Here is a 14324-nt window from a genome sequence, read left to right as displayed (position 1 = left end):
CGGATGGCGGCGTTCAAAAATAACCGCCCGCGGCGACCGTAACGGTCAGTCGGCGCTTTCCTGACTGGGGAAAGTCCGGCTCACTCTCGACGGAAGCCGTGAGCTTCCGTTATCTGAGGAGTGAGCCATGAAGCTCAATCTTGATATGTCCGGTGCCCGCATGTTCGGCCGCCGTCTTGCGTTCGCCCTGGCCCGTCGTCGTGCCGGCAACGCTGCTTCCGCTCGTCCGCGCACCATCACCGTGCCGCGTTCCCGTCTTGCGGATGAAAGCCAGGCGAAACCCCAGAGTCGCACCCTTTCGCCAGTATGAGCGGCGACATAGCGTCCCGGGCGCGGCACACGCCGCGAAATACCGGGCCGGCAGACCAGCACAAGAACACCATTCGTCAGCCACGCGCTGGCGCGGGACGTCGCAACTCACGTTGACGTCTGCTCGCGCCTGGTGGCTTGAACGTGCACCAGGGAAAGCGAGTGATGAACAAGCGCGGCAAGGCTACGGCCACCCCCACATTCAGTGACAACCTCGTCCGCGACGCATGGCGCCCGGGCGCGGAGCTGCTTGTGTCCATGGAAACGAGCCTGCAGGGCCTCAATGAGGAGCAGATTGCCGCGCGACTCGACCGTGACGGCGTCAACGAGGTCAGCCACGAGAAGCCGCCGCACTGGACGTTGCAGCTTCTGCGGGCCTTCAAGAACCCGTTCATCATCGTGCTGCTGGTGCTGGCCATCGTGCAGCTGGCCACCGAGCCGGATGACCTCACCGGCCCGATCATCATCGCGGTGATGGTGGGCATCAGTGTGCTGCTGAGCTTCACCCAGGAATTCCGTTCCTCGCACGCGGCTGAAAAGCTGAAGGCGATGGTGCGCAATACCTCGACCGTCACCCGCCGTGCTGATGATGGCCATGCCGAGCGCATCGAAGTGCCGGTGGAAGAGCTGGTGGTGGGCGACATCGTGCATCTGGGCGCGGGCGACATGGTTCCTGCGGACCTTCGCCTGATCGCCGCCAAGGATCTGTTCATCAGCCAGGCCATCCTCACCGGCGAATCGCTGCCGGTGGAGAAAGTGGCGCCGAACGGCCGCGACACCGGCAGCGTGGAAAATCCGCTGGACCTGGCCACCGTCTGCTATATGGGCACCAACGTAGTCAGCGGCACGGCAACCGCTGTGGTGCTGGCCACCGGCGGCCGCACGTATCTGGGCTCGCTGGCACACACGTTGTCCGGGCAGCGCGTGCAGACCAGTTTTGATCGTGGCGTCTCCAGCGTGAGCTGGCTGCTGATCCGCTTCATGGCGGTGATGGTGCCGATTGTTTTCCTGATCAACGGCATCGACAAGGGTGACTGGCTGCAGGCCTTCATGTTTGCCTTGTCGGTGGCTGTGGGCCTCACGCCGGAAATGCTGCCGCTGATCGTCACCGCCAATCTCGGCAAAGGCGCCATCGCCATGTCGAAGCGCAAGGTGGTGGTCAAGCGACTGAATGCGATTCAGAACTTCGGCGCGATGGACGTGCTGTGCACCGACAAGACCGGCACGCTCACGCTCGACAAGATCGTGCTGGAACGTCATCTGGATCTTTCCGGCGCCGAGTCGGACGAAGCGCTGGAATACGGCTATCTCAACAGCCGCTTCCAGACGGGCCTGCGCAACCTCATGGACAAGGCCGTGCTCGCACACCGCGACCTGGAGCCAAGCGCGCGCCAGTACCGCATCGTTGATGAGATCCCCTTCGACTTCCAGCGCCGTCGCATGTCGGTGATCGTCAGCGGGGAGGATGGTCAGCATCTGCTTGTGTGCAAGGGCGCGGTGGAAGAAATGCTCGCCATCTGCACCGAGGCGAAGATTGGCGACACCATCGAGACGCTGACCGATGAGAAGCGTCGCGAAATCCGCTCCATGACGCGTCGCCTCAATGAGGATGGCCTGCGCGTACTAGTGGTCGCCATCCGTCGCGAGCCTAAGCACGACCGTCCCTACGGCATTGCGGACGAGAGTGGCCTGATCGCCGTGGGATGCCTGGCGTTCCTCGATCCGCCGAAAGACTCCGCCGCCACCGCGATCCGCGCGCTGCATCACCATGGCGTGGCCGTGAAGGTCATCACCGGTGACAACGAAGCCGTGACGCGCAAGATCTGCTCCGAAGTGGGGCTGGACGTTACCGCTTCCGTGCTGGGCCGGGACGTGGAAGCGCTGGACGATGACGCGCTCGACGATCTGGTGGTGAAAACCACGGTGTTCGCCAAGATGTCGCCGGTGCAGAAGGCGCGCGTGGTCAAGTCGCTTCAGCGTCGCGGGCACACCGTCGGCTTTCTGGGCGACGGCATCAATGACGCGCCAGCGCTGCGCGAGGCCGATGTTGGCATCTCCGTGGATACCGCGACGGATATCGCCAAGGAATCGGCGGACATCATCCTGCTCGAAAAGAATCTGATGGTGCTGGAAGAGGGGGTGATCGAAGGTCGCATCACCTTCGGCAACATCATGAAGTACATCAAGATGACGGCCAGCTCCAACTTCGGCAACGTGTTCAGCGTGCTGGTGGCCAGCGCATTCCTGCCGTTCCTCCCGATGCTGCCGTTGCAGATTCTGGTGCAGAACCTGCTGTACGACCTGTCGCAGCTGTCCATTCCGTTTGATCGCATGGATGACGAATACCTGCGCAAGCCGCGCAAGTGGGACGCCGGCGACATCGGTCGCTTCATGGTGTGGATTGGCCCGGTCAGCTCCATTTTCGACATGACCACGTTCTATCTGATGTGGCATTACTTCGGTGCCAATGGCCCGGAACATCAGTCGCTGTTCCAGTCCGGCTGGTTCATCGAGGGCCTGCTGTCGCAGACGCTGGTGGTGCACATGATCCGCACACGCCGCATTCCGTTCCTGCAAAGCGTGGCATCCGCGCCGGTGCTGGCGCTGACTGGCCTGATTATCGTGATCGGCATGCTCATTCCGTACAGCGAGATTGGCGCGAAAATCGGCATGCAGCCGCTGCCGGGCATCTATTTCGCCTGGCTGGCCGTGACGCTGCTTTGCTATTGCGTGCTGACGCAGCTGATGAAGACGATCTACATCCGGCGCTTCGGTCGCTGGCTCTGATCCGAGCGTGCCGGCCGCCCATCCGGTTGATCCGGGTGGGCGGCCTACGGGGTGGGGTGAGCGCGGCTTCTTTCGGGCGGGTGGCTGCGTGAGGTCTGATTTGCGGACCCTCACGCAAGGAGACCATCGTGTTCCGAATCAGTCTTTTGTTGTTGCTGTTGCTCGCATCGTTGCCGGCATTTGCCGCCAAAAGCCGCTATGTCGACGTGGTGGACTATCCCAGCAAGGAGTTCGCCCTGGATCGTTTCGACGAACTGCGCGAAAGGCTCAACCGTTCATTTGACTTCATCTGTGGTGACACCTTCTGCGAAGGTGACTACAGCAACCTTCGCTCCATACGCTTCACCTGTTCGGCCGACAGCCGGAAGGGATACATGCAGGAGTGTCTGTGGACATTCTTCGGCAGCTACGACGAGGTGCTGCCTGCAACGGGTGAGGTAACGACCAACAGCCACTTCTTCCAGTGCCGCATTCCGCTCGCCCCGCGAACCCCGGTCGAGGACTTCTACAGCGCGCTTGAGGCGTCCGATCCGATGGAAGCTCCGCTTCCGGGAACCGGGGTGCCCATCTACGAAGTGCTTACCGAGTGCCTCTGAGGCCAGGTCGCGGCCATCGGCCCTGAAACTGAGCGCTGCCCGGTTGTCGTGACCGGGCAGCGCTCTTTCTATCTCGACATGGCTGCCATGCCCCGTTAGCGTTGAGGGCATGAGTATTGTCATGACCGCCCTCGTCTTGCTGCTGGTCGTCGCGCTGTCCGGTGCGGTGGTACGCCTGCTTCCCATCAAGCTTCCCCTCCCGCTCGTACAGATCGGCCTGGGGGCCGTTCTCGCCATGCCCATGTTTGGCATGCGGGTCCAGTTCGATCCCGAGCTGTTTTTTCTTCTGTTCATTCCGCCCCTGCTGTTCGCGGATGGCTGGCGCATTCCGAAGCGTGAGCTGTTTCTCCTGCGTGGGCCGATTCTCGCGCTGGCCATCGGGCTGGTGTTTTTCACCATCGTGGGCGTGGGTTACTTCGTCCACTGGATGATTCCCACCGTGCCCTTGCCGGTGGCCTTCGCGCTCGCCGCGGTGCTGTCACCCACCGATGCCGTGGCCGTGACGTCGATTACGGGTGGCAGCCGCATTCCCTCGCGCTTGTTGCACGTGCTTGAGGGTGAGGCGCTGTTCAACGATGCGTCGGGCCTGGTGGCCCTCCAGTTCGCCGTGATGGCGGCGGTGACAGGGCATTTCTCGCTGGCCGATGCGTCCGTCGATTTCTTCATCAAGGCCCTGGGCGGCATTCTGGCCGGTGCGCTGGTCAGCTGGGTGTTCGGGCACGTGCGTCGCCGGCTGGTGCGCTGGAGCGGCGAGGGCGATCCCTCCAGCCAGGTTGCGCTGCTGCTTTTGCTGCCGTTCGCGGCGTACCTTCTGGCCGAGCATTTCGACGTGTCGGGCATTCTGGCCGCTGTGGCAGCCGGCATGATGATGAACTACACCGACGTGCTGAAGGGTGGTCACGTTGCCACGCGCATGCAGAACAACAGCGTCTGGTCGATGGTGGAGTTCACCTTCAACGGCATCATCTTCCTGTTGCTGGGCTTGCAACTGCCGGGCGTGCTGGGCAACGCGAAGCTGGATCTTGCGCAGGCCGGTGGCGGACACATGTGGTATCTGGCGGGTTATGTGGTGGCGATCACGCTGGCGCTGGTGCTGCTGCGTTTCATCTGGGTATGGGTGTCGCTGCGCTTCGTGTTGCTGCGCTCGCTGGTGCGCCATGAATCGCGACCGAGGCCGGGTGTGCGCCTGGTGTGGACGACGGCGCTTGCCGGCGTGCGCGGATCAATCACGCTGGCCGGCGTGCTTTCCATTCCGCTGGTGATTCGCGAGGGCGTGCCGTTTCCTGTTCGCGACCTTCTTGTTTTTCTCGCCTCCGGAGTCATTCTCTGCACGCTGATCTTCGGCGCCATCGGGCTGCCGTTGCTGGTGAAAGGTCTGAAGCTGCCGGGCGAAGACCCGCGCGTCCGTGAGGAGCGTGAGGCGCGCGCCCTGACGGCACAGGCCGCGCTGCGCGGCATCGAGGCGGAGGTGAAGCGCATCCAGGAAGATGCGGACGAGGACAGCGTGGCCTTGTCGTCACAGGTGGCCGCGAGGGTGATGTCCGATTACCAGCAGCGCATGGAAGCGGCGGGCGAAGAGGGTGACGTTCCGGACAAGGCCCGCGCGGAGGCGGGAACCGAGCGCGCCATTCGGCTTGCCGCGCTGCGTGCCGAGCGCAAGGAGCTGTATCACCTGCGTGGCACGCACCACATCAACGATGAAACGCTGGGCGTATTGCTGCGCGAGGTGGACCTGGCCGAGGCGGCGCTTACCGGCCTGCATGCCGGCTAGGTGGCGCCTTCAGACCTGCGGCTGCATACCGCGCAGAATCAGGTCGACACCTGCCAGAAAATCCGCCTTGTCATCGTGCGAGCTGAACTGCTCGGCGATGCTTCGGGTGAACGGGAAAGCCTCGGCGTCCAGCGCCGACCACGTGGCAGCAAGCGAGCCCAGAACGTGGTTCCGATCCAGCTTCTGCTCACGGCCCGTCTGCGAGTTGGCCGCGTTCTGGCCGCCCACACCCAGAATGAAGTTCAACACCGCCGACACGGTGGCCCACTGCGCATGATGCGGCACACCCATCGCATTCACTTGCTGGCCAAGCCGTTCCATGAGGCGCAGCATCGGTAACTGCCCGGGCGCCCTGGCCAGTGCCGTGCCGACCCACGGATGCGCATCCATGGCATCGAACATGCCCAGCGCGAGGGTGCGAATGGCCGCCTCAGGCGTGGCCGCGTCCACGTGCGCCTCCATCGTCTGCGCCACGACGGCGTCACTCGCGGCGGTCAGCAAGTCGCTCTTGTTGGCCACGTGCCAATAGATGGCGCCCGCGCCAGTCGCCAGCCGTTCGGAGAGTGCACGGAAGGTGAGCCCTGCTTCGCCGCCGCTGTCCAGCAGGTCGATGGAGGCTTCGATGATGCGTTCCCGGGAAAGTGATTCCTCCCGGCGCGGTGCGGTGCGTGCTTTGCTGGCCATGGGTGCATATTGACATAAGTGGAACGTCGTTCCAATCTAACTGGAACGACGTTCCACGGACGTGCCCGGAACGTCGGCCGCTACCCCATCAAGGAATTCCCCGTGCATACCCCCATCGCAATCATAGGCGCCGGTCTCGGCGGTCTGGTGCTGGCCCGCGTCCTTCATGTCCACGGCATCGCCGCTACCGTCTATGAGGCAGAAACGTCCGCGCTGGCGCGCGGGCAGGGCGGCATGCTCGACATCCATGACTTCAACGGGCAGCTGGCGCTTAAAGCTGCCGGCCTCCATGACGCTTTTATCGGGCTCGTTTTCCCCGGTGGCCAGGCCACCCGCGTACTCGACCGCGATGGTCGCGTGCTCTTTGAGGCACCCGACGACGGCTCGGGCGGGCGGCCGGAGGTGCGTCGGGGTGAACTGAGGCGAATCCTGCTGGAATCGCTACCTGCGGACACGATCCGCTGGGGACACAAGCTGGCATCCATCGCGTCACAGGACCACGGGCGTCATGAGCTCACCTTTGCCGATGGCTCAACCGCGACCACCGATTTGTTGGTGGGCGCGGACGGCGCATGGTCGAAGGTCCGGCCGCTGGTGTCTGCGATGAAGCCTGTCTACGCCGGCATCTCTTACGTGGAGACGCATCTGCACGACAGCGACGTCCGTCACGCGCCCAGCGCCGAGGTGGTGGGTGGCGGCTCGCTGTTCGCGGTGGCACCGGGGAAGGGCATCATGGCCCATCGCGAACCGGGCGGCGTGCTGCACACGTACGTGTCGCTCAGCAGGCCGGAAGCGTGGATGGCCGCCATCGACTTCGCCGATGCAAAGACCGCGCTGGCCCGCATCGCGAATGAGTTTGAAGGGTGGGCACCTGCACTCCGGGCGCTCATCACGGACAGCGATACAACCCCCGTGCTCCGGCCGCTGTACACGTTGCCGCAGGATCATCGCTGGAACCGCACCGCCGGCGTCACGCTGCTGGGCGATGCAGCACATCTGATGCCGCCCTCTGGCGAGGGTGCCAACCTTGCGATGTACGACGGCGCTCAACTGGCACACGCGCTGGTAGCGCATCCGGGCGACGTGGAGGCGGCGCTTGCTGCGTACGAGGAAGAGCTGTTCATCCGCAGCGCGGCGGCAGCGGCCGAGGCCGACGAGGTGCAGGGCATCCTGTTCGGTGCTGACTCGCCGCACAGTCTGACCGACATGTTCTCAAATACCGAAGAGGCACGGTGACTCGCTCGCGCAGGTCTGGCGGCGCGCGCACAAAAAAAGCCGCCGGGGTTGCCGGCGGCAATCTGGGGAGAGTGCCAGGTAGCGCGCCGCGGGAACGGCGCGTACCCAATCTCATTTTTTGTATCAGAGCGAGAAGTCGTACTCGGCAGAGATCTGCACGTAACGCGGCTGCTGGAAGCTGGTAGGCGTCAGGTACGTGCTGGTAGCCAGCGATGCACCGTTGTTGTCTTCGCCCACTTCGTTGACCGACAGCACCTTCTGCTTGTTGAACACGTTGTAGATGTTGGCGGTGAGCGTCAGGCCCTTGAACCACTGGGGCTTGTACGACGCGTTCAGGTCGATGTTCCAGTAGTTCGGCGTGCGACCGACGGAACCGCGCTGCACGACCATGCCGTTGCAGTACAGGTAGGCGCCCGAGCCGTAGCCGCCCACGACCTGCGAATCAATCGGATTCAGGCCGTAGCAGTTTTCCGGACGACCGGTCTGGAAGATGCCGTTGGCGCCAACCAGCCATTCCGGCGTGATCTGCCATGCGCCGTAGAGCTTGAACGTGTGCTCGCGATCATTCGGCAGATAGCCATTGGTGCCAGCCATGATTTCCGGATAGTCGAAGAGCTCGGTCGTGCCGGTATCGGCCTGGCCGTTGTTCGAGTCCACGCCACCTTCGGAGTTGCCGCGGGTGTGCGACCACACGTACGACGCCTTGGTGTACCAGACGTTGTCGAAGCTGCGTTCCGCGGTGAGCTGAAGGGCTTCGTACGAGCGCTTGTACTTCGGCTCACCCACGTCCGCTGCGGACAGGTGGATGTTGTAGATCTTGCCCGAAGCATCCACAGGCGTATTGAGCGTGACACCGCTGCCCGGATTGAAGATGTAGCAGCCCGGAACGTTCGATGCGTCCGGCGTCAGGCTCGTGGTATCGAGGTCGAGACCGTACGTGCGGTTGGCGTAAGCGGCAATCGGACGGAAGTCGCAGGAGTCGTCCACACCCGTGAGGATGAAGCGGTAGATGCCCTTGATGCCGAGTGTCCAGTCGCCAACCTGCTGCTGCGCGCCGAGGATGAACTCACGCTGCTTGAACGGCTTCAGACCCTGCGTGACCACCGAGCCCGGATCGGGCACAACGCCCGCTTCGCCGTTCTGGTAGACGACGCCCGTACGCGACGGGAACGCCGCAGCGTATGCGTCGGAAAGCGGGCCCAGGCCGGTCGGGGCGCCCGTGAGCGGGTTGGTGCCCGTGTAGCTGAAGAACTGCTGCTGGTACAGCGAGGCCGACGCACCGCGAAGTGCAACGTTGGCATCGAGCGGCAGCGAGTAATCGCCGGCGCTGCCGTAGATCTTCAGCGACGAATCGCCATGAACGTCCCACGAGAAGCCGAGGCGCGGCTGCCAGCTGTGCACCTGCTTGACGTAGGTCTGGCCAACGCTGTTGGTGTTCTCGAAACCATCGTTGCGCGCACCGATGCGGGCAATGAAGTTGTCCGTGATGTGCCAGTCGTCCTGCAGGTAGTAGGACTTCTGCGTCACGCCGATCTTCGCACCCGTCGCGAACACCGTCTGTTCCACGACGCTGTCGGACGGATCAAGGCCGGGCGCGTGGCCCAGGATGGATTCGGGAATCGACACGTACGTGTACAGCGCGCCGCCTTCGTAGGCGGTACCGGTCTGCGACGTGAAGTGGTCGCGGGCCCAGCCAGCTTTCAGGTCGTGATCGCCCAGCTTGTACTCGAAGTCGATACGGCCTGCGCCACGACGGTCTTCACCGTTGGGCGTGTTCAGTTCACCGGCGAAGCCGCAATGCGGATAAGCCTGTGCGCCTGCCTTGACCGGCTGACGGTTGTCGGTGATGCCCGGGCAACCCGGCGAGTTGGCGGCGTCGAAGATGTCGCCGTCATAGGTTTCCACGATGCCGTTGGCGGCGGTCGCGGTATTCGCGCGCTTGTTCACGCTCTTGCCGTACTGCGCGCTGATCGTGAAGTCATCGGTGACGTAGTTGGTGTACTTCAGGATGTTGGTCTGGCCACCCGTCTTGTCGTACACGTTGCCGAGATAGTCGGTGCGATACGGCTTGCCGGAGTCATCGTAGCCATAGCCGTAGATGCTCTGGTTCGTCTTGCTGGTATCGCTGAAGCCGGTGTACTCAAGGATGTTGCTTTCGTTGATGTTCCAGTCCAGCTTGACGAGGTAGCGCGGGTCGCTGATGGAGGTGCGGTTGTAGCTGCCGCCTCCGGTCACGTCGCCGTAGTGCTCGTCGCTGGTCTTCGTGCCACCCACGAGGGCGAACATGAACAGCTTGTCCTTGATGATCGGGCCGCCGATCCACGCGTTGTAGCGCGTGCCGAAATCGTTGGCATTGCCCGTGTTGTTGTTACCAACCAGGTAGTTCTTGTTGCTGCCGGTGTTGCGCAGAAGCGAACCATTCTGGAGGTAGATGTTGGGCTGGCTGGCCTGCAGGTTGTACGGGTTCCAGGTGACATCGACGCCACCTTTCCACTCGTTCGTGCCGCGCTTGGTGTTGACCGAGATCACGCCGCCGGTCGAGTTGCCGTATTCGGCACCGTAACCGCCTTCCATGATTTCTTCCTGGTCAATCGCTTCAAACGGAACCTGCGAATAGGTCAGGCTCTGGAAGAAGTTCGTGACGTTGAAGCCGTTCACGTAGTAGCTGTTTTCAGCAACCGATGCGCCGCTGAACGAAGCGAGGTTGCCGAAGGCGCTGTCGCCCTTGGTGGCACCCGGTGCCAGCAATGCGACAGCCGTCTGGTTGCGTGCGATCGGAAGCTGCTTGATCTGTGCGGAGGTCAGAACCGTGTTGGTCTGCATCGACGCGATATCGATCGGCGGAAGCGCATTGGCGGTGACCGAAACCGTGCTCAGATTCTCGGCGCCAGAGGTGGCACCCGACGGTGCAGCAAGATTCAGATTGAAACCCTGGCCAGCAACGATGCTGATCACACGGTTGACCGTCTGACCCTTGTTGGTTTCGCTGATCTGGTAGTCGCCCGGCTGAAGCGACGAGATGGAGAACTTTCCATCGTTACCCGCGGTCACACTGCGGGTGAAGCCATTACCCTGGTTGACGATGGTGACCTGTGCCCCTGCATCGGCCGTACCGTAAACCGAACCCACTGTGCTCTGTGCCATCGCTGCGGTCGCTACAAGGCCAAGCGATACCGCAACGGCGACGGCAAGTGAACGACGCGTTGCGTTCCCCAAAGAACTGCGCAAATGCATTTTGTGAATCTCCCCGGTTCTGATTGCCCACGTGTGTGTGTGGTTGCCAACGTTTAACGAAAGTAAAACGTTCGACCGGGGCGGACGCTACTTGGTGTGTTGAGACGCGGCAATGTGCCTTTTGCTGAACGCAAGTTATTGCGTGCATGGTTTTGGTACGGGACTTGCGTCAATTCATCTTTCGCAATCGCATGAAATCGCTCGGACGTCCATTTGACGCGGTTTCCTGTTGCAGGAAATTACCGTGAAAGTTTCGTTGACATGAGTTGTATGAAATATCTTTCATCCTTCTGACGCGCAGTCGAAACTTATCGCGCGGCGTTCGGCTTTCAAATTGCTTTCAAAAAAAACGGCAACTACCCTCTGGTAGTTGCCGAATCTGGGGAGTGCTAAGGCGGGCGACCCATCGTGAGTCGCCGCCCTTCGGTCTTGTTATTCCTTTAAAGCGTGAAATCGTAACGGGCACCCAGGCGTACATAGCGCGGATCCTGGAACGAACGCGGACGCAGATAGTTCGGGTTCGGTGAGCCGTTGGGCAGTTCGCCGACCTCGAAGTACTGGGTAACGCGCTGCTTACCCAAAAGGTTGAATACGTCGATGCTGAGGGCGAGCTTGTGATCCAGGAAAGCCGGCTTCCAGGCGGCGCTCACATCAAGGTTATACGTCCAGGGTGTGCGGCCACGTGAACCGCGGGGTGATGGCTGGCCGTTGCACCAGAAATAGGCCGGGCCGTAACCGAACGGGTCGCCGCCCGCCGAGGTCGGACGAACACCAATGCAGCTGACCGGCGTGCCGGAGGCCACACGGGTCACCGTGGAGAACTGCCATTCGTCCGTGGGAGAATACGTGCCGAAAACGCGCAGCTGGTGCTTCTGGTCGTTGGGCAGCGGGCCGTTGGTGTTTTCCATGATGGCCGGGAAGTCCCAGCTTTCTGTGGTCGACACGTCAGCCTGCACGATGTCCGAATCGAGCTGGCCTTCCGAGTTGCCGTAGCTGCGAGAGAACGTGTAGTCGATGCGGCCGTACCACTTGTCGGCGAACTGATGCTCTGCATACAGGTTCACCATGTAGTACGCACGCTTCGGCTTCGGTTCGCCAATCGCGTCGGCGGTCAGCGGAACGCTGATGTACTGGCCATCAGCCGGCGACAGCGTGAAGGTGTTGGCGCGCCCCGGGTTGTACAGCCAGCAACCGGTGCTTCGTGCAATACCGGCGGCCACCTGCGGACCCACACCATTGGCATCGCCCCAGGCCTGCAGCGGACCCGGATCGCACGTATCGTCGATCAGGCTGCGCAGCTTGCGGTACATGAGTTTCGCACCCACGACCCAGTTGTCCGGCATCTGCTTGTCGAAGCCGAGGATGTATTCATCCTGGTAGTACGAGTGCAGTTGCTGCGCGGAGACGGTCTTGGCGTCAGGCGGAGTACCGTTGGCGCCGTTGAGGTAGTAGGTCTGCGAGTACGGTGCGCCCGTGCTCAGGCCCTGCGGAATACCGGTGACCGGATCGATGCCGGTGAAGGAGAAGTACTGCGACGGGAAGGTGGACGGGCCGGCACCGCGAATCGCGACGCTGGTGGGCAGGCCGAGGTGGTAACGGCCCGCATTCGCATACACCTTCAGCGAGCTGTCGCCGTACACGTCCCATGAAACGCCCAGGCGCGGGTCGAGCTGATGGCGCTCTTTCGCGTAGACCTCGCCCACGCCGTTGTAGTTGGTGAACTGCTCATTGCGCAAGCCGATCTGCGTGCTCACGCGGTCGGTGATCTGCCAGCGATCTTCGATGAACTGCGAACGCTGATTGGTGCGGGCAGACGTGCCGGTGGTGAGGGCCGACGATTCAACGTAGTAACCGTTCGGGAAGTCGGCCGGGTTGTACAGCGTCGGGCTCAGGCCAAGGTTGATGAGGCGCTGCTTGATCGACGTACCGTCACCCACGTCGTTGTAGATGTATGCCGTGCCGCCCACAGGGATGGCGCCGGAGGTTGCGCGGAGCACGTAGTTATCCATACCGGCGCGCAGATCGTGGTCGCCGAGGTGATACTCAAGGTTGATGTTCCAGCCACGGGTCTTGTCGCTGGCACCCGGAAGCAGCGTGGTGGATGCACCAACCAGGCAGCCCGTCTGGCGGTTGTTGGTGAACTCGGCGCGTGCGTCGGTGATCAGAGGGCAGGGGGTGCCGGAAACGCCATTCACCGTCTGCTGATGGCTGGAGTTGGAGCGGCCATACATGGCATTGATGATGAAGTCGTCGGTGATGTAGCCGGTGTAGTGGCCGATATACGTGTTGCCGCCGGGCGTCGCGTTGGTCTGGGTCAGGTTGTAGTTCTTGGTGTACTGCGTGCCCAGGAAGTTGCCGCGACCGGTGGCGTAGTTGTACGCATAGAGCGTCGAATCGGTCTGTTCGTTATCACCGAAGCCCGTGAATTCAAGGATGTGATTGTCGGTGATGTTCCAGTCGATCTTGCCCAACCAGCGGCGGGTCTTCGCGGACTGATGCTCATCGTCACTGACGGACGTGGGGCCGGTGTAGTCGCCGGTCTGCTTGATCCAGTCGGCCGCAACGAAGAAGAACAGCTTGTCTTTGATGAGCGGGCCGGAGAACGATCCGGAGTACTGAAGGTTGTCGTTGTTGCGAAGTGCAAACGCGTTGCCCTTCTCATACAGCGTTCCACTCCTCAGCCGGACGTCCCGGGGCTGCTGCGCGAGTTCGCTGGGTGACCACAGTACCTGGATGTCGCCCTTGAACTCGTTGGTGCCGCGCTTGCTGACCACGTTGATCACGCCGCCGGTGGAGCGGCCATATTCCGCGCCGTAACCACCGATGAGCACCTGTTCCTGATCAATGGCGTCATAGGGAAGCTGGCGCGAGCTCACGCCGGTCAGCGGGTTGGTGGCCTGGAATCCGTTGATGTAATAGGCATTCTCAGAGGCCGACGAGCCACCGAACGACAGCGCGTTGCCGTAACCGCGTGCCGCCTGCACCGTACCCGGCGCGAGCAGCGCGATGGAGCTGATGGACGTGCGTGCAATCGGCAGCTTCTGCAGCTGATCGGATGACAGCACCGTACGGGAGTCAACCGAGCTGACGTCGATGGCAGGCAGGGTGTTGCCCGATACCTCGACCGTGCCGAGCGTGGTGGCGCTGGCCGACGAGGCCGAGGCACCTGCAGCGAAGGACACGTCCGTACCCTGGCTGATGGACGTCTGTACGCCGTTGTGCGAGTCGACGGTTGTACCGTTGCGAATCAGCGACACGTTATAAACGCCGATCGGCAACGACGCCGCACGATATCGGCCACTGGAATCGGTCACCAGGTCACGCTTGAAACCAGTGCCTGCATTTTCAATGTGGATGGTGTCCCCCGGTGCGGCAGAACCGAAGATAACGCCAGTGGAATTGCTTTGCGCCCATGCGCCGCCTGCGCCGACCACGCCAAAGGCGATGGCCACGGCGAGAGCCAGTCGGCGAGGGGTGGGATTATGGGAACGGGTTACAACGGGCATAAACGCCTCCTCAATGTACGAACGTTTTCGCGTTAGTGAATCCACCGCCCTTTTTGACGGCAAAAACCTCCCCTGCCCGTCGTGCAGTGCACAACGGGTTCGCAAGGCCGGATATGCGCGCAGGCGCGCGCTCAGCTCATGCGTTGTATTTGCTGATCAGGTAGTACGTGCGGACGTGGGCGCGCGGATGACGCGAAGGCA

At 62.2% G+C, this 14324-nt stretch carries 8 protein-coding genes; 5 read left to right on the top strand and 3 right to left on the bottom strand.

Annotated features, from left to right (window positions below; translation table 11 throughout):
* Nucleotides 1-127 precede the first annotated feature (127 nt).
* The 4 genes from FHW69_RS12630 (at nt 128) to FHW69_RS12615 (ending at nt 5463) form a co-directional block, all read left to right on the top strand.
* Nucleotides 128-310 carry a hypothetical protein gene (locus FHW69_RS12630; RefSeq protein ID WP_183423431.1) on the top strand — a complete coding sequence of 61 codons (183 nt, stop codon included), beginning with the start codon at nt 128-130 and terminating at the stop codon, nt 308-310.
* 164 nt (nt 311-474) lie between these two features.
* Nucleotides 475-3096 (top strand): magnesium-translocating P-type ATPase, encoded by a 2622-nt coding sequence (gene mgtA, locus FHW69_RS12625; protein ID WP_183423430.1) that lies wholly within the window; start codon nt 475-477, stop codon nt 3094-3096.
* A 128-nt stretch (nt 3097-3224) separates the two neighbouring features.
* The gene (locus FHW69_RS12620) at nt 3225-3692 is read left to right on the top strand and encodes a hypothetical protein (RefSeq protein ID WP_183423429.1); all 468 of its coding nucleotides are present in this window, start codon (nt 3225-3227) and stop codon (nt 3690-3692) included.
* A gap of 121 nt (nt 3693-3813) precedes the next feature.
* Entirely contained in the window at nt 3814-5463 is a 1650-nt protein-coding gene (locus FHW69_RS12615) for a Na+/H+ antiporter (protein WP_255494779.1), read from the top strand.
* Between the two features lie 9 nt (nt 5464-5472).
* On the opposite strand, the gene FHW69_RS12610 is transcribed toward FHW69_RS12615, so the two are convergent.
* The gene (locus FHW69_RS12610; protein ID WP_183423427.1) at nt 5473-6147 is read right to left on the bottom strand and encodes a TetR/AcrR family transcriptional regulator C-terminal domain-containing protein; all 675 of its coding nucleotides are present in this window, start codon (nt 6145-6147) and stop codon (nt 5473-5475) included.
* A gap of 102 nt (nt 6148-6249) precedes the next feature.
* On the opposite strand from FHW69_RS12610, the gene FHW69_RS12605 reads away from it, so the two are divergent.
* A complete protein-coding gene (locus FHW69_RS12605) occupies nt 6250-7383 on the top strand; it encodes an NAD(P)/FAD-dependent oxidoreductase (protein ID WP_183423426.1) in 1134 nt (377 codons plus the stop codon).
* A 123-nt stretch (nt 7384-7506) separates the two neighbouring features.
* On the opposite strand, the gene FHW69_RS12600 is transcribed toward FHW69_RS12605, so the two are convergent.
* Both FHW69_RS12600 and FHW69_RS12595 read right to left on the bottom strand, forming a co-directional pair.
* The gene (locus FHW69_RS12600; protein WP_183423425.1) at nt 7507-10527 is read right to left on the bottom strand and encodes a TonB-dependent receptor; all 3021 of its coding nucleotides are present in this window, start codon (nt 10525-10527) and stop codon (nt 7507-7509) included.
* Nucleotides 10528-11057: 530 nt separating this feature from the next.
* Nucleotides 11058-14123 (bottom strand): TonB-dependent receptor, encoded by a 3066-nt coding sequence (locus tag FHW69_RS12595; RefSeq protein WP_183423424.1) that lies wholly within the window; start codon nt 14121-14123, stop codon nt 11058-11060.
* Nucleotides 14124-14324: the final 201 nt, after the last annotated feature.

The sequence above is a fragment of the Luteibacter sp. Sphag1AF genome (assembly GCF_014192715.1).
Lineage (GTDB): Bacteria > Pseudomonadota > Gammaproteobacteria > Xanthomonadales > Rhodanobacteraceae > Luteibacter.
Note: the sequence above shows the minus strand (reverse complement) of the source record. Positions and strands in the feature narration are given on the sequence as shown.